Source organism: Micromonospora sp. DT47 (assembly GCF_049844475.1).
In the GTDB taxonomy this organism is placed as follows: Bacteria; Actinomycetota; Actinomycetes; order Mycobacteriales; family Micromonosporaceae; genus Micromonospora.
This window is the reverse complement of the sequence record NZ_JBNCLC010000004.1, coordinates 328960-347346: the sequence shown is the minus strand read 5'-3', so window position 1 is coordinate 347346 and position 18387 is coordinate 328960. Positions and strand designations below refer to the sequence as shown.

General features: G+C 72.2%; 17 protein-coding genes and 1 tRNA gene. 15 read left to right on the top strand and 3 right to left on the bottom strand.

From position 1 onward, the window contains the following. Positions 1 to 47 precede the first annotated feature (47 nt). A complete protein-coding gene (locus ACLQ2U_RS08750; RefSeq protein WP_425750039.1) occupies positions 48 to 1298 on the bottom strand; it encodes a hypothetical protein in 1251 nt (416 codons plus the stop codon). 82 nt (positions 1299 to 1380) lie between these two features. Here ACLQ2U_RS08750 and ACLQ2U_RS08745 point away from each other — a divergent pair, with 82 nt between their 5' ends. The 3 genes from ACLQ2U_RS08745 (at position 1381) to ACLQ2U_RS08735 (ending at position 4278) form a co-directional block, all read left to right on the top strand. Further along, positions 1381 to 2280, top strand: a complete 900-nt coding sequence (locus ACLQ2U_RS08745) for a TatD family hydrolase (protein ID WP_425750038.1) — start codon at positions 1381 to 1383, stop codon at positions 2278 to 2280. 32 nt (positions 2281 to 2312) lie between these two features. Beyond that, positions 2313 to 3182 carry a 16S rRNA (adenine(1518)-N(6)/adenine(1519)-N(6))-dimethyltransferase RsmA gene (gene rsmA / locus ACLQ2U_RS08740; protein WP_425750037.1) on the top strand — a complete coding sequence of 290 codons (870 nt, stop codon included), beginning with the start codon at positions 2313 to 2315 and terminating at the stop codon, positions 3180 to 3182. A 145-nt stretch (positions 3183 to 3327) separates the two neighbouring features. Further along, on the top strand, positions 3328 to 4278 hold the full coding sequence (locus tag ACLQ2U_RS08735) for a 4-(cytidine 5'-diphospho)-2-C-methyl-D-erythritol kinase (protein WP_425750036.1): 951 nt from the start codon (positions 3328 to 3330) through the stop codon (positions 4276 to 4278). A 50-nt stretch (positions 4279 to 4328) separates the two neighbouring features. Here ACLQ2U_RS08735 and ACLQ2U_RS08730 read toward each other — a convergent pair whose 3' ends face one another. Then, a complete protein-coding gene (locus ACLQ2U_RS08730) occupies positions 4329 to 5306 on the bottom strand; it encodes an NADP-dependent oxidoreductase (RefSeq protein WP_425750035.1) in 978 nt (325 codons plus the stop codon). 56 nt (positions 5307 to 5362) lie between these two features. Here ACLQ2U_RS08730 and ACLQ2U_RS08725 point away from each other — a divergent pair, with 56 nt between their 5' ends. From ACLQ2U_RS08725 to ACLQ2U_RS08710, 4 genes are all read left to right on the top strand, one after another. Continuing rightward, positions 5363 to 6328 (top strand): helix-turn-helix domain-containing protein, encoded by a 966-nt coding sequence (locus tag ACLQ2U_RS08725; protein WP_425750034.1) that lies wholly within the window; start codon positions 5363 to 5365, stop codon positions 6326 to 6328. Between the two features lie 164 nt (positions 6329 to 6492). Beyond that, positions 6493 to 8295, top strand: a complete 1803-nt coding sequence (locus ACLQ2U_RS08720; RefSeq protein WP_425750033.1) for an ABC-F family ATP-binding cassette domain-containing protein — start codon at positions 6493 to 6495, stop codon at positions 8293 to 8295. Positions 8296 to 8407: 112 nt separating this feature from the next. Next, positions 8408 to 8863: a DUF4383 domain-containing protein gene (locus tag ACLQ2U_RS08715; protein WP_425750032.1), complete on the top strand. Its 456-nt coding sequence runs from the start codon at positions 8408 to 8410 to the stop codon at positions 8861 to 8863. A 243-nt stretch (positions 8864 to 9106) separates the two neighbouring features. Continuing rightward, complete coding sequence (locus ACLQ2U_RS08710) at positions 9107 to 9583, top strand: DUF4383 domain-containing protein (RefSeq protein WP_425750031.1); 477 nt, start codon at positions 9107 to 9109, stop codon at positions 9581 to 9583. Positions 9584 to 9607: 24 nt separating this feature from the next. Here ACLQ2U_RS08710 and ACLQ2U_RS08705 read toward each other — a convergent pair whose 3' ends face one another. Beyond that, positions 9608 to 10300 (bottom strand): TetR family transcriptional regulator, encoded by a 693-nt coding sequence (locus tag ACLQ2U_RS08705; protein ID WP_425750030.1) that lies wholly within the window; start codon positions 10298 to 10300, stop codon positions 9608 to 9610. A gap of 345 nt (positions 10301 to 10645) precedes the next feature. On the opposite strand from ACLQ2U_RS08705, the gene ACLQ2U_RS08700 reads away from it, so the two are divergent. The 8 genes from ACLQ2U_RS08700 to cysN all read left to right on the top strand — a co-directional run bounded on the left by ACLQ2U_RS08700 (position 10646) and on the right by cysN (position 18376). Then, positions 10646 to 10717, top strand: a tRNA-Gln gene (locus ACLQ2U_RS08700). Between the two features lie 104 nt (positions 10718 to 10821). Continuing rightward, positions 10822 to 12360, top strand: a complete 1539-nt coding sequence (gene glmU, locus ACLQ2U_RS08695) for a bifunctional UDP-N-acetylglucosamine diphosphorylase/glucosamine-1-phosphate N-acetyltransferase GlmU (RefSeq protein ID WP_425750029.1) — start codon at positions 10822 to 10824, stop codon at positions 12358 to 12360. Between the two features lie 55 nt (positions 12361 to 12415). Then, positions 12416 to 13396, top strand: a complete 981-nt coding sequence (locus ACLQ2U_RS08690; RefSeq protein ID WP_425750028.1) for a ribose-phosphate diphosphokinase — start codon at positions 12416 to 12418, stop codon at positions 13394 to 13396. 346 nt (positions 13397 to 13742) lie between these two features. Continuing rightward, positions 13743 to 14450, top strand: a complete 708-nt coding sequence (locus ACLQ2U_RS08685; RefSeq protein WP_425750027.1) for a 50S ribosomal protein L25/general stress protein Ctc — start codon at positions 13743 to 13745, stop codon at positions 14448 to 14450. A 104-nt stretch (positions 14451 to 14554) separates the two neighbouring features. After that, entirely contained in the window at positions 14555 to 15145 is a 591-nt protein-coding gene (gene pth, locus ACLQ2U_RS08680; protein ID WP_425750026.1) for an aminoacyl-tRNA hydrolase, read from the top strand. 123 nt (positions 15146 to 15268) lie between these two features. Further along, positions 15269 to 16087 (top strand): inositol monophosphatase family protein, encoded by an 819-nt coding sequence (locus tag ACLQ2U_RS08675; RefSeq protein ID WP_425750144.1) that lies wholly within the window; start codon positions 15269 to 15271, stop codon positions 16085 to 16087. A 79-nt stretch (positions 16088 to 16166) separates the two neighbouring features. Beyond that, positions 16167 to 17081 carry a sulfate adenylyltransferase subunit CysD gene (gene cysD / locus ACLQ2U_RS08670; RefSeq protein WP_425750025.1) on the top strand — a complete coding sequence of 305 codons (915 nt, stop codon included), beginning with the start codon at positions 16167 to 16169 and terminating at the stop codon, positions 17079 to 17081. Then, complete coding sequence (gene cysN, locus ACLQ2U_RS08665) at positions 17081 to 18376, top strand: sulfate adenylyltransferase subunit CysN (protein WP_425750024.1); 1296 nt, start codon at positions 17081 to 17083, stop codon at positions 18374 to 18376. The genes cysD and cysN overlap by 1 nt, the downstream gene beginning before the upstream one ends. Positions 18377 to 18387: the final 11 nt, after the last annotated feature.

Below are 18387 nucleotides of genomic sequence, written 5' to 3'. Positions count from 1 at the left end.
CTGATGCATGGACGTCAGACGCCCGCGCTTTCCCGCCCCGGCCGCCGTTATGCCAGCGCGTACGGCACGTCCACCACCTGGTCGTCGGTGACCTCCGTGCCCGGCGCCCACGTCTCGTAGACGCCCCGTTCGTGGCACTGCGCCCCGGTGTCGATCACCGCGTCCGGATCCGGCCGGCACAACCGCAGCCGCAGCCAGCCCGCCTCCTCCCGGAGCACCAGGCAGGGCACGCCCCGCCAGTGCGCGTACCGCAGCCGGCGGGCCACCGAGTCCACCGGGTACCGGGCCGCCCGGGTCATCGCCAGCACCCGGAACCCGCCGGGCAGGTCGGCCACCGCCTCGTACTCGCTGCCGCCGTAGCCGCCGACCAGCTGGGTCGAGCGGGGCGCGTCGCCGGTCGGGACGTACTCCTGGTCGGGGGAGAGCCCCGGCACCGCCGACAGCAGGTGCCGCCACTGTGGGCCCACCATCCGCAGCCAGCCCCGCTGCTCCGCCTGGTAGCTGTAGAGCACCACCTCCACGCCCTCGGCCGGGTAGGCGAGCAGGGTGGCGTTCGCCGGCAACGGCAGGTCGGCGAAGTCGCGGGTGACGAACTCCGGGATCAGCTGCGCCGAGCTGGGCACGAACCCGGTGCCCAGCACCGGCGGGCCGAGCCGGTCCCGCGGCGGCAACGCCAGCAGGCCCCGGTGCGCCTCGCCGGCCGGCACGTCGTAGTCGCCCGGGTCGGCGGCCCGCCAGCGCAACGCGTACGCGATGTCGGTGCCGTCCCGGCCGCTCGTGCCGTCACCGCGCAGCACCGCCAGTGCCGCCGGCGTCCGCAGGTGGGCCACGTCGTGCTCGCGGTAGCAGAAGCCGTGCGGCAGCCAGCCCCGCACGTACCCGGCGAGCTGCCGGGCGGAGAGCACCTTGACCATGCGGGTGCCGCGCCGGATCACCGCCGAGCCGCGCACCGCCGTGAGCGCCGGGTCACCGGCCGCCGTCGGCTGCTGGCTGGCCTGGTGCACGTGCGGCCAGCCCCGGTCCCGGTGCAGCGGCACCATCAGCGGCGCCTCCGGCTCCTCGGCCGGCTCCGGCGCGCCGTGCACCGCGGTCACCTCGGTGGCGTGCACGAACTTCCGCCACGGCTGCATCGTGCCGGGACGGGGCGACCACTGGAACCCGACCACCTCGTCGGCGCTGAACAGCTCGTAGGCCGCGCCCCGGGCGAGCTCCTCCGCCGGGTACACCGCACCGTCGTACGTCACGTGCAGCCCGGTCCGTTCGGACGCGGCGCCGCTGGCCTGAGGGGTGACGCTCACTCCCGTGACGCTAAGCGGCCCGCATGCCGAACTGGTGAACAGTCGATGGCGACCCGGAAACGTGGCCCGGTGCTGGTGTGTGATGCTGGCCGGGATGAGTGAGCCGACCGGAACCCGCAAGCAGCGTGCCGCCCGCCGGGCCGGGGAGTTCCCGCCCGCGCCGGAGGCGCTGCCCCGCCCCGTGCTGGACAGCCACACCCACCTCGACATCACGGTCAGCGAGGCCGGGGTGCCCGGCGGCGGCCCCGCCGACGACCCGGTCGCCGCCGCGATCGAGGTGGCCGCCGCCGTCGGCGTGGACCGGCTGGTCCAGGTCGGCGTCGACGTCGACTCCTCCCGCTGGGGCGCGGACGTGGCCGAGAAGTACCCTGCGGTGCTGGCCACCGTCGCGCTGCACCCGAACGAGGCGCCCCGGCTGGCCGACCTGGACGAGGCGCTGCGCGAGATCGAGGCGCTCGCCGGCCGGGACCGGGTCCGCGGCGTCGGCGAGACCGGGATGGACTTCTTCCGTACCGGCGACGAGGGGCGCGCTGTCCAGGAGGAGAGCTTCCGGACGCACATCGCCATCGCCAAGCGGTACGGCAAGGCGCTGGTCATCCACGACCGGGACGCGCACGCCGACGTGCTGCGCATCCTCGACGACGAGGGCGCCCCCGACACGGTGGTGCTGCACTGCTTCTCCGGCGACGCCGGGTTCGCCGCCGAGTGCGTGCGCCGGGGCTACCTGCTCAGCTTCGCCGGCACGGTCACCTTCGGCAGCGCCGCCGCGCTGCGCGAGGCCGCCGCGCTCACCCCGATCGACCAGATCCTGGTGGAGACCGACGCGCCGTACCTGACCCCGATGCCGCACCGCGGCCGGCCGAACGCGTCGTACCTGATCCCGCTGACGGTCCGGTCGCTGGCCGCGACCACCGGCGCCGACCTCGACGAACTCTGCGCCGCCATCTCCGCCACCGGCGACCGGGTCTTCGGCCCGTGGTGAGCGAGCCGGACGCCGCCGCTACGCTACGGGGCGTGACCGGACTCCTCGGCCCGGCGGAGATCCGGGAACTCGCCGCGCGCCTCGGCGTGAACCCCACCAAGAGGCTCGGCCAGAACTTCGTGCACGATCCGAACACCGTCCGCCGGATCGTCACCGCCGCCGGGCTCGCCCCGGACGACGTGGCGCTGGAGGTCGGCCCGGGCCTGGGTTCGCTGACGCTGGCCCTGCTGCCGGTCGCCGCGCACGTGCACGCCGTCGAGATCGACCCCACGCTGGCCGGGGCGCTGCCGGAGACCGCCGCCCGGCACGCCGGCCCGGACGCCGCCCGGCTCACCGTGCACCGGGCCGACGCGCTGCGGGTCCACGCCGCCGAGCTGGCCGACCCGGCGCCCACCGCGCTGGTGGCGAACCTGCCCTACAACGTCGCCGTGCCGGTGGTGCTGCACCTGCTCGCCGAGTTGCCCACCCTCCGGCAGGGCCTGGTGATGGTGCAGAAGGAGGTCGCCGACCGGCTCGTCGCCGGTCCCGGCTCCAAGGTGTACGGCATCCCCTCGGTCAAGCTGGCCTGGTACGCGCGGGCCCGGGCCGCCGGCCGGGTGCCACCGAACGTGTTCTGGCCGGTGCCGAACGTCGACTCCGGCCTGGTCGCCTTCACCCGCCGCGAACCGCCCCGCGACGACGTCACCCGGGAGGCGGTCTTCGCCGTGGTCGACGCCGCGTTCGCGCAGCGCCGCAAGACCCTGCGCGCCGCGCTCGCCGGCTGGGCCGGCGGCGCCGACCGGGCCGCCGCCGCGCTCACCGCCGCCCTCGTCGACCCTGGTGCCCGCGGGGAGTCACTCACCGTCGAGCAGTTCGCCGCCATCGCCGCGTCGGCCCCGGCCGCCACGCCCGCCGCACAGTAGGCTGGCGCCGTGCCCGCCGCGGGCACCCGCACGGGTACGCGTACGACCCGGTTGACGGCCGGTACGGACCGGCCGCCGACTCCGCCGAGGAGCTGATCGTGGAGAAGCCGTTCGACATCCGGCTGCCTGTCCGGGACACCACCCAGTGACCGAGGCCTGGCGACCGGACGACGAGGACGAGCGACGCGGGGCCAGCGGACCGGTCAAGGTCCGGGTGCCCGCGAAGGTCAACCTGCACCTCGGGGTGGGGCCGCTGCGGCACGACGGTTACCACGAGCTGAACACCGTCTACCACGCGATCTCCATCTACGACGAGCTCACCGCCCGCCGGGGCGACACGCTCGCCCTGACCATGGAGGGCGAGGGCACCGGCGAGCTGGCCCTGGACGACTCCAACCTGGTGATCCGGGCCGCCCACGCGCTCGCCGGGTACGCCGGCGTCCTGCCGCACGCCCGGCTGCACCTGCGCAAGCAGATCCCGCTCGCCGGCGGGCTGGCCGGCGGCAGCGCCGACGCGGCGGCCGCCCTGGTCGCCTGCGACGCGCTCTGGGGCACCGGGCTGTCCCGCGACGAGTTGGCGGGGATCGCCGCCGACCTCGGCTCCGACGTGCCGTTCCTGATCTACGGCGGCACCGCGCTCGGCACCGGCCGGGGCGAGGCGGTCAGCCCGGTGCTGGCCCGCCCCACCTCCTGGCACTGGGTGGTCGCCGTCGCCGACGGCGGCCTCTCCACCCCGGCCGCCTATCGGGAACTGGACCGGCTCCGTGACGCCGGCACCGCCGGCGAGCCGCTGGGCAGCACCGACGCCCTGCTCGCCGCGCTGCGCCAGCGCGACCCCCGGGTGCTCGCCGCCACCCTCGGCAACGACCTCCAGGACGCCGCCCTGGCCATGCGCCCCGCCCTGGCCGACACCCTCAAGGCCGGGGAGACGGCCGGCGCGCTCGCCGGGATCGTCTCCGGCTCCGGCCCGACCTGCGTCTTCCTCGCCACCGACGAGGCGCACGCCGGCCGGATCGCCGCCGAGTTGGAGGCCGCCGAGGTGTGCCGGGAGGCCCGTGTCGCACACGGGCCGGTGGCTGGCGCCCGGATCAGCTGACCCGAGCCAGCGTGCCGCGGCCGCACAGCCAGCGTGCCGCGGCCGCACAGTCAGAGCCGGATGAGCATCTTGCCGGTGTTGCCGCCACTCAACATCGACAGGAAGGCGTCGACCATGTTCGTCAGGCCGTCGACGACCGTCTCGTCCACCACGATCCGTCCGTCGCGCAGCCGCGGTACGACGAACTTCTCCAGCTCCGGTTGCAGGTGCTGGTAGTCCCGGACCAGGAACCCCTCCAGTCGTAGCTGCTTGGCGACGATGGTGAAGAGGTTGCGTGGGGCGGCCGGCGCGGTGAGAGCGTTGTACTGTGCCACCGCCCCGCACCAGGCGATCCGGCCGTGGTCGCGTAACACGTCGATGGCCGCCTCAAGGTGGCTTCCACCGACGTTGTCGAAGTAGACGTCAACGCCGCCGAGCGCCGCGGCGGCCAGTTGAGCGGTCAGGTCCCCTGCGGTGTAGTCGACCGCGGCGTCGAAACCCAGGTTGGTGAGCAGGTGTGCGGCCTTGGCCGCGGTTCCGGTGCTGCCGATGACCCGTTCCGCCCCGAGCTGACGGGCGAACTGGCCGACCGCGCCGCCGACCGCGCCGGCCGCCGCCGAGACGAAGACCGTCTCGCCGGGTTGCAGGCGGGCGACTTGGGTCAACCCCGCGTACGCCGAGAGCCCTGTCCCGCCGAGGACCCCCAGGTAGGCGGTGAGGGGTACGCCCGGCAGCTCGGGAAGGACCCGGACGTCCGACGGGGTCACGATGGCGTGGCTGCGCCAGCCCTGGCGATGGAAGACCAGATGGTCGACGTCAAGGCCGGAGGCGGCGGAACGGACCACCCGCCCGATGGACCGGCCCTCCATGGGCGTCCCCAGCTCGTCCTCATTCATGGCTTCCCGCATGTACGGGTCGACCGAAAGGTAGAGGTTCTCCACCAGCGCCTCGCCGGTGCCGGGCACGGGCGTGGGTACCTCGAGGTAGGCGAACTGGTCGAAAGTGGGCGTGCCGAGCGGACGGGTCACCTGGTGTACGACGAGAGACATGCGTTGAGCCCATCCTGGCCGCCCCGGGGGTCGCCAGAGTTTTAGTATATCGCTTAATGATCACTTACCGACTCGGTGTCAACGACCTCGCTGACACGCGGTTCGCGTATTCGCCGCTGTTGGAGACGGTCACCAGCCTCTGGGCGCTGCGCTGGCCGGAACGGTACGTCCTGCATCTGCCCTGGATCCGGCGGACCCGGGCGGCGCTCGCCGAGGCTCCGCGAGACCGGCTCGCGGCCCTCGACGGGCTGCTCAGTCCCGACCGCGGCTGGCTGCCGGATTTTCTGACCCCGCGGCCGGAGACGCCGCTTCCTGACTTCGCCGAAGAGCTGCGGCGGGTGCAGGAGACGCCCACCGCGTCGGCCGTGGCCGATTTTCGTACCGTCTACGGCCGGCACCCGCTGCCGCCAGTCATGGCACCCCCCGTCATCGCGGAGGCGCTCCGGTTCTACTGGCACCTCGCGATCGAGCCGCACTGGCCGCGCATGCGCGCCCTGCTGGAGGCCGACCTGCTGTACCGGGCTCGGCTGCTCGCCCGGGACGGTGCCGCGGCGGTGCTGGCCGAACTGGATCGCCGGGCCCGGTTCGCCGACGGCGAGTACCGGCTGCACGTCAGTCACGCGCTGCATTACGACGTCCCGGTCGCGGGCCGGGGGCTCTGGCTGGTACCGGCCCTGTTCCTGCCACAGGCGGTCAGCCCGGTCAGCCCGTCGCGACCGCCGACGGTGGCCTATCCCGCGCGGGGCATCGCCACGCTCTGGGAGACCTCGCCGCCCCGGCCGGTCGGAGCGGTCGTTGATCTGATCGGCGCCGCCCGGGCGGGTCTGCTGGCGGCGATCGAGGCTCCGACCTCCACCAGCGACCTGGCACGGCGACTCGACGTCACTCCGAGCGCGGTCTCCCAACACCTCGGTGTGCTGCTGCGCACCGGCCTGCTCAACCGGGTCAGGGCCGGCCGGGTGGTGCTCTACGCCCGGACGGAGCTGGCGGAGCGGTTACTGCACGACAGCGTCGATGAGTGAAGCCGCCGGTGAACCGCACAGCGGGCCGCGAGCCCGGCGCCGCGCATCGGCCGTGGCCTGTGCGCGGATCAGCTGACCCGGCGCCCGCGTACCCTTGAGGTTCCAGGCGTCCCCAGGTGCCCGCCGGCACCGGGACGCCTTGATCATGGGAGGTAGGTGAGGTCGTGGCCAACATCGTCAACCTGGACCGGGTGTCCAAGGGGTACGGCGCCGCCGGGCCGCTGCTCACCGACGTCTCACTCGGCCTCGACGACGCCGACCGGATCGGCGTGGTCGGCCTCAACGGCGCCGGCAAGTCCACCCTGCTGCGGCTGTTCACCAAGCAGGAGGAGCCGGACGACGGCCGGGTCACCCACCGCCGCGACCTGCGGGTTCTCTGGCTGCCGCAGAGCCTCACGCTCGCCCCCGACGCCACCGTCCGGGACGTGGTGCTCGGCACCGCCTGGCTCGGCCAGAGCATGGGCGCCGAGCACGAGTGGGCCGGCGACGCCGGCGTCCGGGCCATCCTCGACGGCCTCGGCATGCCGCACCTCGGCCTCGACCAGCCCGTCGGCCCGATGTCCGGCGGCGAGCGGCGCCGGGTGGCCCTGGCCGCGCTGCTGGTCCGCGAGTCCGACCTGCTGATCCTCGACGAGCCCACCAACCACCTCGACGTCGGCGGCGTCGACTGGCTGGCGAAGCACCTGGTCGGCCGCAAGGGCGCGCTGGTCGTGGTCACCCACGACCGGTGGTTCCTCGACGCGGTCTGCACCACCACCTTCGAGGTCGCCGACCAGACCGTCCGGGCGTACGAGGGCGGCTTCGCCGCCTGGACCCTGGCCCGCGTCGAGCGCGAGCGGGTCGCCGCGGCCACCGAGGCCCGCCGGCAGAACCTGCTCCGCAAGGAGATCGCCTGGCTGCGCCGCGGCCCGCCCGCCCGGACGTCCAAGCCCCAGTTCCGGATCGACGCCGCCAACGCGCTGATCGCCGACGTCCCGGAGCCGCGCGACACCATGTCGCTGCAACGGCTCGCCACCGCCCGACTCGGCAAGCAGGTGTACGACCTGGAACACGTCACCCTGCACGCCGGCCCGAAGGAGATCCTGCACGGCGCCACCTGGCAGGTCGGGCCCGGCGACCGGATCGCCATCCTCGGCCGCAACGGCGCAGGCAAGACCACCCTGCTGCGGATGCTGGCCGGGTTGACCCGCCCCGACGGCGGCCGGTTCGCCACCGGCTCGACCGTCAAGCCGGCCTTCCTCTCCCAGGAACTGGCCGAACTCCCCGGCCACCTGCGGGTCCTCGAAGCCGTCGAGGAGGTCGCCCGCCGGGTGCAGCTCGGCGACCGGGAGGTCTCCGCCGCCCAGCTCGCCGAGGTCTTCGGCTTCGACGACCGGCGGCTCTGGACCCCGGTCAGCGACCTCTCCGGTGGGGAGCGCCGCCGGCTGCAGATGCTCCGGCTGCTCGCCGGCGAGCCGAACGTGCTCCTCTTCGACGAGCCCACCAACGACCTGGACACCGACACCCTCGCCGCGCTGGAGGACCTGCTCGACTCCTGGCCCGGCACGGTCATCGTGGCCAGCCACGACCGGTACCTGATCGAGCGGGTCACCGAGTCGGTGTACGGGATGTTCGGCGACGGCCGGCTGGTGCATCTGCCCGGCGGCGTCGACGAGTACCTGTCGCGGGCCGGCGGGGCCGAGCCGGCGCGCACCGCGGCGGCCCCCACGGCCGCGCCGGGCGCCCCGGCCGCGACCGGCATGTCCGCCGCCGAGGCCCGGCAGGCCCGCAAGGAACTGACCCGGCTGGAACGCCAGATCGGCAAGCTGGAGCAGAAGGAGACCGCGCTGCTCGACCAGCTCGCCACGCACGCCACCGACTACGCCAGGGTCGCCGAACTCGACGCTCAGCTCAAGGAGCTGCGTGCCGAACGGGAGCGGACCGAGGAGAGCTGGCTGGCCCTGGCCGACGAGATCCCGCCGGTCTGACCGCCGTCGGCCGGGCTCCGACCACACGACGGCCCCCGTGTGCGACGCCACATCTCGCCGTGCGGGACAATCGTCGTCGACCTCTCATCCGAACGGCGTTGGAGACACAGTCATGGCCCACACCCCCGTCAACCACCCCGCGCGGCCGGTCTACCGGGCGATCGGCGGGCTCGTCGGTCTGTACCTGGTGGTCTTCGGTGCGCTCGGCATCATCGTGAGCGTCGGCAACGACATGCTCGCCCAGGATGACACCAAGATCCTCGGCCAGGGGACCAACCTCGGATTCTCGCTGCTCTCCGTGCTGCTCGGCATCGCCGTGCTGGCCGGCACCGTGATCGGCCGCAACCTCGACGTGGCGATCAACCAGTGGTTGGCGTACACCATCATGGTGATCAGCCTGGCCGGGCTGGCCTTCGTGCGGACCGACGCCAACATCGCCAACTTCAACATCATGACGATCATCGTGCTGATGACCCTCAGCCTCGTCCTGCTGATGGTCGGCATGTACGGCAAGGTCGGCACCGACGAGGAGCAGGACGCCTGGCAGAAGGCTCGTCTCGTCCTCTGATCGCGCTTGTTGGTTTTCACCGGAGCCCGAGCCGCCCCGGGCGGTCGGGCCTGGTCCCTCCACGGGTCGGGCTCCGGCGAGAACCTGTCGTGGTCCCGCTCCGTCTGTGGCCTTGCTGGCCGGGCGGGGTGGGACATCTTTCGTCGTGGCCCGGCTCCGCGCCGGGCCTTGGCGTTTGACCGACATCCGCTCCTTGTTCGGGTGACAATTCTCCTGAATTGCTCCTACTGGGACGGAGGGGTCATGGCGCATTTTCCGGTGAACCACCCGGCGCGTCCGCTCTACCGGGTCTTCGCCGGACTCGTCGGGCTCTACATCCTCGTCTTCGGCGTCTGGGGCGTCGTCCAGACCTGGGGCGATCCGCTTTTCGGCCGGAGCAGCAACTGGGTCCTCGGGCTCCGTACCAACCTGGCGTTCTCGCTGGTGTCGGTGGTCTTCGGGATCGTGTTGATCATCGGCGCCTCACGCCGCGGCAACCTCGGCCACTACATGAACCTGACCGCCGGGGTGGTCTTTCTGGTCACCGGCATCGCCATGATGTCCGTGCTGCAGACCGGCGCGAACTTCCTCAACTTCTCGATGTCCACGGTGATCGTCTCGCTGATCTTCGGGCTGCTCCTGCTCGCCACCGGGCTCTACGACAAGATCGGCAGCCACGAGCACGCCGAGGCGGAGCGGATGAACCGTCGCCACCCGATCTCGGAGGCCGGCACCCGCTGACCCCGGATCGGGCCCGCTCGCGACTCAGGGCCGCTTGCGGGCGGTTATCAGGCCCGGCTGCGCCTCCAGGTGCGACAGCCCGTTCCAGGCCAGGTTGACCAGGTGCGCGGCCACCGTCTCCTTGCGGGGTTTGCGCACCTCCAGCCACCAGCGGCCGGTCAACGCCACCATCCCCACCAGGGCCTGCGAGTAGAGCTCGGCCAGCTTCGGGTCGTACCCCCGGCTGGAGAACTCGGCGCCCAGGATGTGCTCCACCTGGTGCCCGACGTCGTTCATCACGCTGCTGAAGTTGCCCGTCGCGGACATCAGCGGCGACTCCCGGACCAGCACGCGGAACCCGCTGGTCTCCTCCTCGATGTAGCCCAGCAGGGCCATCGCCGCCTGCTCCAGCAGCTCCCGCGGATGCCCGGCGGTCAGGGCGGTGGTGATCCGGTCCAGCAGGGCCCGCACCTCACGGTCGACCACCACCGCGTAGAGCCCCTCCTTGCCGCCGAAGTGCTCGTAGACCACCGGCTTGGAGACCTTGGCGCGGGACGCCACCTCTTCGATGGAGGTCGCGTCGAAGCCCTTCTCGGCGAAGATCTGCCGACCGATCGAGATCAGCTGCTCGCGCCGCTGAGCGGCCGACATCCGTACCCGCGAGGTCGGCTTCGCGGCCGCCGCCGGCACCGCCCGGCGCCGTCCGCCGCTGTTCCCCCCGCCCGGGGCCTCCGTCATGTCGTCACCTCGCCGGCGCTCGGTGACGCCCTGTAGTGGGATGTTCCTGCCGTCGTGCCCGTCTGTGTCGGTCACCCGGCCATACTGTCAGGTGGCCGCGTCGGACATCGCCCGGTTCGGTGCCGTGCGACCAGCTCGCCGGTCCAACCGAACGCACGGGGACAGGCGGGAGGCTCGGGGTTTCGAAGTCAACCGCCTACCAGTGGGTGAAGCACATCCCGCTCGACAGCGACGATGGCCGCGCGGCGTCGCGCGCATTCGAGGGCCTGGTCCGAGGGCTCGACGATGCGAGCACATAGGGGTGGGGCCGTTGCGAGGCGAGCGCTAAGCTGTCTTGCGTCACAGTCGGCCGTGGTGTAATTGGCAACACCCGGGTCTTTGGTACCCGTGTTTCAGGTTCGAACCCTGGCGGCCGAGCCTTCTCTGATGTCCACCCCATCAGTCGGGGTATGGGGCGAAGTGCCCAGACAGTCTGGTTAGCATGGCGGCGAGACTGTCGCCTTCCCGACGGGAGCCACGTCGTGCCCCAGCCCCACCTTCGAACCGTCGTCGTGCTCGCCGCCGGTGAGGGAAAGCGGATGAAGTCGGCGCTGCCCAAGGTGCTGCACCCGTTGCTCGGTCGTACCCTCCTCGGCCACGTGCTGGCCGCGGCCGCGCCACTGGCCGCGGACCGCACCGTCGTGGTGGTCGGGCACGGTGCCGAGCAGGTCCGCGCCCACCTGACCGAGATCGCTCCCGAAGCGATCCCGGTGCTGCAGGCCCAGCAGCTCGGCACCGGCCACGCCGTGCGGATCGCGCTGGAGGCGGTGCCGGAGGCCTCCGGCACCGTGGTGGTGATCAACGGTGACGTGCCGCTGTTGCGCGCGGAGACGGTGGCCGCGCTGGTCGAGGCGCACGAGGGCGAGGGCGCGGCGGCGACCGTGCTGGCCGCCGAGGTGCCGGACCCGACCGGTCTGGGCCGGATCGTGCGCGACGCCGCGGGCCGGCTCGAGCAGATCGTCGAGGAGCGGGACGCCACCCCGGCGCAGCGTGCGCTGCGGGAGATCAACGCCGGGATCTACGCCTTCGACGTGGTCCGGCTGCGAAACGCGCTTGGCAAGCTCTCCACCGACAACGACCAGGGCGAGGAGTACCTCACCGACGTCTTCGGCCTGCTCGTCTCGGCCGGTGAGCCGGTCGGCGTGCACGTGGCCGCCGACCACGTGGAGACGCTGGGCTGCAACGACCGGGTGGAGCTGGCCGGGCTGCGCCAGCTGCTCCGCGACCGGGTCAACGAGGGCTGGATGCGGACCGGGGTGAGCATCCTGGACCCGGAGACGACCTGGATCGACGTGACCGCGACCGTCGAGCGGGACGCGGTGATCGACCAGAACACCCAGCTGCGCGGCAGCACCGTGGTGGGCGCCGAGGCGGTGGTCGGGCCGGACGTGACGCTGATCGACACGGTGGTCGGCCCGGCGGCGACCGTGCTGCGCAGCCACGCGGTGAGCGCCGAGGTGGGCGCGGGCGCCAGCGTCGGCCCGTACGCGTACCTGCGGCCGGCCGCGCGGCTGGCCGAGAACTCGAAGGTCGGCACCTTCGTCGAGGTGAAGAACTCCGAGCTCGGCGCGGGCGCGAAGGTGCCGCACCTGTCGTACGTCGGTGACGCGACGATCGGGGCGAAGGCGAACATCGGCGCGGCGACGATCTTCGTGAACTACGACGGGGTGAACAAGCACCGGACCACGGTCGGCGAGGGAGCCTTCGTCGGCTGTGACACCAGCCTGATCGCGCCGGTCGAGGTGGGCGCCGGGGCGTACGTCGCGGCGGGGAGCGCGATCGCCCAGGACGTGCCGCCGGGCGCGCTGGGGGTGACCCGGGCGCCGCAGCGCAACATCGAGGGTTGGGTGGCCCGGAAGCGGCCGGGCACGGTCTCCGCGGCGGCGGCCGAGCGGGCCCGGCAGGCCGCCGCCGAGGGTGCGTCGGAGGGTGCCTTGGCGGCAAGCGAAGGTGAGCCACTGCACGGGGGTGCCGAGACCGTGGGACGGCCGTCGGGCGCGGGGGATACTGCAACCGAATAGTCCCCGGCCCCACACCGCCGCCGGGAACCACCGACCAACGGGAGCAGACGGGCCCATGGGCAGCATCGTCGCCGAAAACCGCAAGAGCCTGATGCTCTTCTCCGGACGTGCCTTTCCGGAGCTGGCCAAGGAGATCGGTGAGGTGCTCGGCGTCGCGCCGACGCCTTCCGACGCGTACGAGTTCGCCAACGGCGAGATCTTCGTACGGTACAAGGACTCGGTGCGTGGTTCGGACGCCTTCGTGGTGCAGTCCGTCACGCACGGGGTCAACACCTGGGTCATGGAGACCCTGATCATGATCGACGCGCTGAAGCGCGGTTCGGCCAAGCGGATCACCGTGGTGCTGCCGTTCTACCCGTACTCCCGGCAGGACAAGAAGCACCGCGGCCGGGAGCCGATCTCGGCCCGCCTGGTGGCCGACCTGATGAAGACGGCGGGGGCGAACCGGATCCTCACGGTAGACCTGCACACCGCGCAGATTCAGGGCTTCTTCGACGGCCCGGTGGACCACCTCTTCGCGATGGACGTGCTGGCCGAGTACGTGGAGCGCAAGTACGCCGGCCGCCCGATGACGGTGGTGGCGCCGGACTCGGGCCGGGTGCGGGTGGCGGAGCGGTGGACCGACCGGCTGGGCGGCTGCCCGCTGGCGTTCATCCACAAGACCCGGGACCCGCTGAAGCCGAACCAGGTGGTGGCGAACCGGGTGGTCGGTGAGGTCGAGGGTCGGGTCTGCCTGATCGTCGACGACATGATCGACACCGGTGGCACGATCACCAAGGCCGCCGACATCCTCAAGGAGTCGGGCGCGGCGGAGATCGTGGTCGCCTCCACCCACGCGCTGCTGTCGGACCCGGCGACCGAGCGGCTGAAGAACAGCCCGATCAGCGAGGTCGTGGTGACCAACACGCTGCCGCTGCCGCCGGAGAAGCAGCTCGACAAGCTCACCGTGCTGTCGATCGCGCCGCTGCTGGCGCGGGCGATCCGCGAGGTCTTCGACGACGGGTCGGTGACCACCCTCTTCGGTGGCCTGAGCTGAGCTGCTGACCGCGGCGGGCGAGGCCACCGACGCCGCGGGCGGCGGTGGCGCGAGCGCTGCCGACGGCCGCGCCCGAGACGTCCCCCCATCACCGTTTCCGTCAGGCTGCACGCCGGCGGGAGCGGTGATAAGGGGACTGCCGGAAACCTCGGAATCCGCTCGGGTAGACTAGTGCGGTTGCCACGGCGAGGGTGCCCGGCGGGCCGCTGAGAAGCGCCTGTACGGAGGCACCGTCATCGACGCGGTGCTCCGGGCAGGCGTTCATGACGCATGAGCCCCAAGCGAGCCCCTCGCCCAGCACCGCCAGACGACAAGCCGCCGCAGCGAAAGCATCAGGAGTTTCCCCGTGTCCGAGGTAAAGATCAGCGCCGAGCCCCGTACCGAGTTCGGCAAGGGTGGTGCCCGTCGTACCCGCCGGGCCGGCAAGGTGCCCGCCGTGCTGTACGGCCACGGCGAGAAGCCCAAGCACATCGCGCTGCCCGCCCGCGAGTTCGCCGCCGCGATCCGTAAGGGCGGCGCCAACCAGCTCTTCGCGATCGAGGTCAGCGACGGCACCCAGGTGCTGGCGTTGCCGAAGGCGATCCAGCGTGACCCGATCAAGGACACCTTCGAGCACGTCGACCTGCTGCTGGTCCGTCGTGGCGAGAAGGTCACCGTCGAGGTCCCGGTCCACCTGACCGGTGAGGCCGCCAGGGACACCCTGATCGTGCACGAGCACGACACCCTCTCGGTGACCGCCGACGCCACCAAGGTGCCGGACCACCTGGAGGCCTCGATCGAGGGCATGGAGGCCGGCAACCAGGTCACCGCCGCCGACGTCGAGCTGCCGGCGGGCGTCGAGCTCGCCACCGACCCGGAGACCCCGGTCGCCGCGGTGACCGCCGCTCCGACTGCCGAGCAGCTCGAGGCGACCCTGCCCGAGGTCGTGGTGGCCGACGAGGAGGTCGAGGCCGGAGTCGGCGAGGAGAGCGCCGAGTCGTCCGAGGGCGCCGAGGCCGGGGCTCCGGCCTCCGCCGGGGGCGAGGAGAGCGCCGAGGCGAAGACCGAGGCCTGATTCGGTCGCATCGTCCACGGCAGGCGCTTCCGGGATACCCGGGGGCGCCTGTCGGCGTATCGGGACACTGGTGGCGTTGACGCGGTGAGCGGGAGGGGCGGAAGGTGACGGACGAGGCGGGGCCGTGGCTGGTGGTCGGCCTGGGCAACCCGGGTCGGGAGTACGCCGGCAATCGGCACAACGTCGGCTTCATGGTCGCCGACCTGCTGGCCGGTCGGGTGGGCGCGAAGTTCGGCCGGCACAAGCGGGCGGTGGCGGAGGTGGCCGAGGGGCGGCTGGGCTTCGGCGGGCCGAAGCTGGTGCTGGTGAAGCCGCTGACGTACATGAACCTCTCCGGTGGTCCGGTGGCCGGCCTGGCGCAGTTCCACAAGGTGCCGCCGCAGCGGGTGATCGCCGTCCACGACGAGCTGGACATCCCGTATGGCCAGGTGCGGATCAAGATCGGCGGCGGTGAGGGCGGGCACAACGGGCTGCGCTCGATGTCCAAGTCGCTGGGGACCAAGGAGTACGTCCGGGTGCGGTTCGGCGTCGGCCGGCCGCCGGGGCGGCAGGACCCGGCGGACTACGTGCTGTCGGACTTCGGCGCCGCGGAGCGCAAGGAGCTGGAGTTCCTGGTGGACCGGGCGGCGGACGTGGTGGAGTCGGTGGTGACCAAGGGTGTCGAACCGACCCAGAACGCGTACCACGGCGGTTAGCGGCTGCCGGGTGGGGCGTACCGGAACGGGCCGGCGCGGCCGGTAGTCTGCGCCTTCTGGCGTGGCGCGACCGCGACGTGGGTCGCGGCGAGGCGACGGGAGCGAGTTGTGGGTAGTCCTCCGATGATCGACGGCGCGTTCGCCCGGTGGCTGGCGGCGCGGGCCGGGCAGGCGCTGCTGGAGCTGCGTGCCGAGATGGGCTTCGCCGATCCGGGCGCGTTGAAGTCGGCGGGGGACAAGGTCTCGCACGACCTGATCCGGACCGAGTTGGCGCGGTGGCGGCCGGGGGACGCGGTCCTCTCCGAGGAGGACGAGGGCTCCCGGCTGGCCTGGGCGGCGGAGGTGAGCACCGGGGCGGTGTCCCGGTTGACCGCGGACCGGGTGTGGATCGTCGACCCGCTGGACGGCACCCGGGAGTTCGCCGAGGAGGGCCGGTCGGACTGGGCGGTGCACGTGGCGCTCTGGGCGCGCAACGCGCCGACGCCGCACGGCCTGACGGCGGGGGCGGTGGGTCTGCCGGCGCAGCACCGGGTGCTGGGCACGGACTATCCGCCGGCGTATCCGCCGATGACGTTGGAGGCGGCGACCGCGGGTGGCGTGCGGATGATCCGGCTGGCGGCGAGCCGGAGCCGACCGCCGGTGTTCCTGACCGACCTGGCCGAGGACGTGGACGCGCACCTGGTGCCGATGGGTTCGGCGGGCGCGAAGATCGCCGCGGTGGTGGCCGGTGACGTGGACGCCTACATCCACGCCGGCGGCCAGTACGAGTGGGACTCCGCCGCGCCGGTGGCTGTGGCGACGGCCACCGGGCTGCACGCTTCCCGGATCGACGGTTCTGCGCTGAAATACAACGAGGCGGATCCGCGCCTGCCTGACCTGCTGGTCTGCCGCAAGGATCTCGCCAGCCGGTTGCTTGCAGCGCTGCAGAGGCATTCCGGGTAGCCTGACCGCTTGTTCTTGATGTGTCCGACCGGAAAGGTCTGGAATCCATGAGCGGATCCACCCCGATCGAGCCCGTGTCATGAGCGCTCCCGCCCGCTTCTACCAGGTCTCCCACCTAAATGTGCTCGAGGCGGAGAGCATCTTCGTGATGCGCGAGGTGGTCGCCGAGATGGAGCGCCCGGTGCTGCTCTTCTCCGGTGGCAAGGACTCCATCGTCATGCTCCGGCTGGCCCAGAAGGCGTTCGCCCCGGCCAACGTCCCCTTCCCGGTGATGCACGTGGACACCGGGCACAACTTCCCCGAGGTGCTGGAGTACCGCGACCAGCGGGTCGCCGAGCTGGGCCTGCACCTGGTCGTGGCGAGCGTGCCCGAGGCCCTGGCCAGCGGCCTGGTCCGGGAGTCCGGCGACGGGACGCGCAACCGGATCCAGACCCCGGTGCTCCTGGACGCGGTCGAGAAGCACCGCTTCGACGCGCTCTTCGGCGGCGCGCGCCGGGACGAGGAGAAGGCCCGCGCCAAGGAGCGGGTGTTCAGCTTCCGCGACGAGTTCGGCCAGTGGGACCCGAAGAACCAGCGGCCGGAGCTCTGGGCGCTGTACAACGGCCGGCACCACCCGGGCGAGTCGATCCGGGTCTTCCCGCTGTCCAACTGGACCGAGCTGGACGTCTGGCACTACATCGCCCGGGAGCGGATCCCGCTGCCGTCGATCTACTACGCGCACGAGCGCGAGGTTGCCGAGCGGGACGGCATGCTCTACGCGGTCAACGAGTTCTTCCGCCCCCGGGCGGGGGAGGAGCGGTTCAAGGCCCGGGTGCGCTACCGCACCGTGGGCGACGCCTCCTGCACGGCGGCTGTCCGGTCGGACGCCGACACCGTGGAGAAGGTGATCGAGGAGGTGGCCGCCACCCGGATCACCGAGCGCGGCGCGACCCGCGGCGACGACCGGGTCAGCGAGGCCGCCATGGAGGACCGCAAGCGGGAGGGCTACTTCTGATGACCGCCGAGACGATCGCGCCCGAGACGGCGGCCCGACCGATGGACCTGCTGCGCTTCGCCACCGCCGGCAGCGTGGACGACGGCAAGTCGACCCTCATCGGCCGGCTGCTGTACGACACCAAGTCGCTCTTCACCGACCAGCTGGCCGCGGTGGAGGCGGTCAGCGCGGCCCGGGGCGACGAGTACACCAACCTGGCGCTGCTCACCGACGGCCTGCGCGCCGAGCGGGAGCAGGGCATCACCATCGACGTGGCGTACCGCTACTTCGCCACGCCGCGGCGGAAGTTCATCATCGCCGACACCCCGGGGCACATCCAGTACACCCGGAACATGGTCACCGGCGCGTCCACCGCCGATCTGGCGCTGATCCTGGTCGACGCCCGCAAGGGCCTGGTGGAGCAGTCCCGCCGGCACGCCTTCCTCTGTTCGCTGCTGCGGGTGCCGCACCTGGTCCTCTGCGTCAACAAGATGGACCTGGTCGACTTCTCGCAGGAGGTCTTCGAACGGATCGCCGACGAGTTCACCGCGTTCGCCGCGAAGCTCGACGTGCCGGACCTGACCGTGGTGCCGATCTCCGCGCTCAAGGGCGACAACATCGTCACCCGTTCGGAGAACATGCCCTGGTACGAGGGGTCGTCGCTGCTGCACCACCTGGAGCGGGTGCACATCGCCTCCGACCGCAACCTGGTCGACGTCCGGTTCCCGGTGCAGTACGTGATCCGCCCGCAGTCGACCACGGTCACCGACTACCGGGGCTACGCCGGGCAGGTGGCCTCAGGCGTGCTGAAGCCGGGCGACGAGGTGATGGTGCTGCCGTCGGGCTTCACCAGCCGGATCTCGTCGGTGGAGACGGCGGACGGTCCGGTGGCCGAGGCGTTCCCGCCGATGTCGGTGACGGTCCGCCTGCAAGACGAGATCGACATCTCGCGCGGCGACCTGATCTGCCGGCCGAACAACGCCCCGGCGGTGTCGCAGGACATCGAGGCGATGGTCTGCTGGATGGACGAGACCCGCCCGCTGCAGGTCGGCGGCAAGTACGCGATCAAGCACACCACCCGCTCGGCGCGGGCGATCGTGCGTGGCCTGTACTACCGGCTGGACATCAACACGCTGCACCGGGACGAGGCGGCCGGCGAGCTGAAGCTCAACGAGATCGGCCGGGTCCGGCTGCGCACCACGGTGCCACTGCTGGCGGACGAGTACCGGCGCAACCGCACCACCGGCGGCTTCGTCATCATCGACGAGACCACCAACCGCACCGTCGGCGCTGGCATGATCGTCGACACCGCCTGACGCTCCCCGGC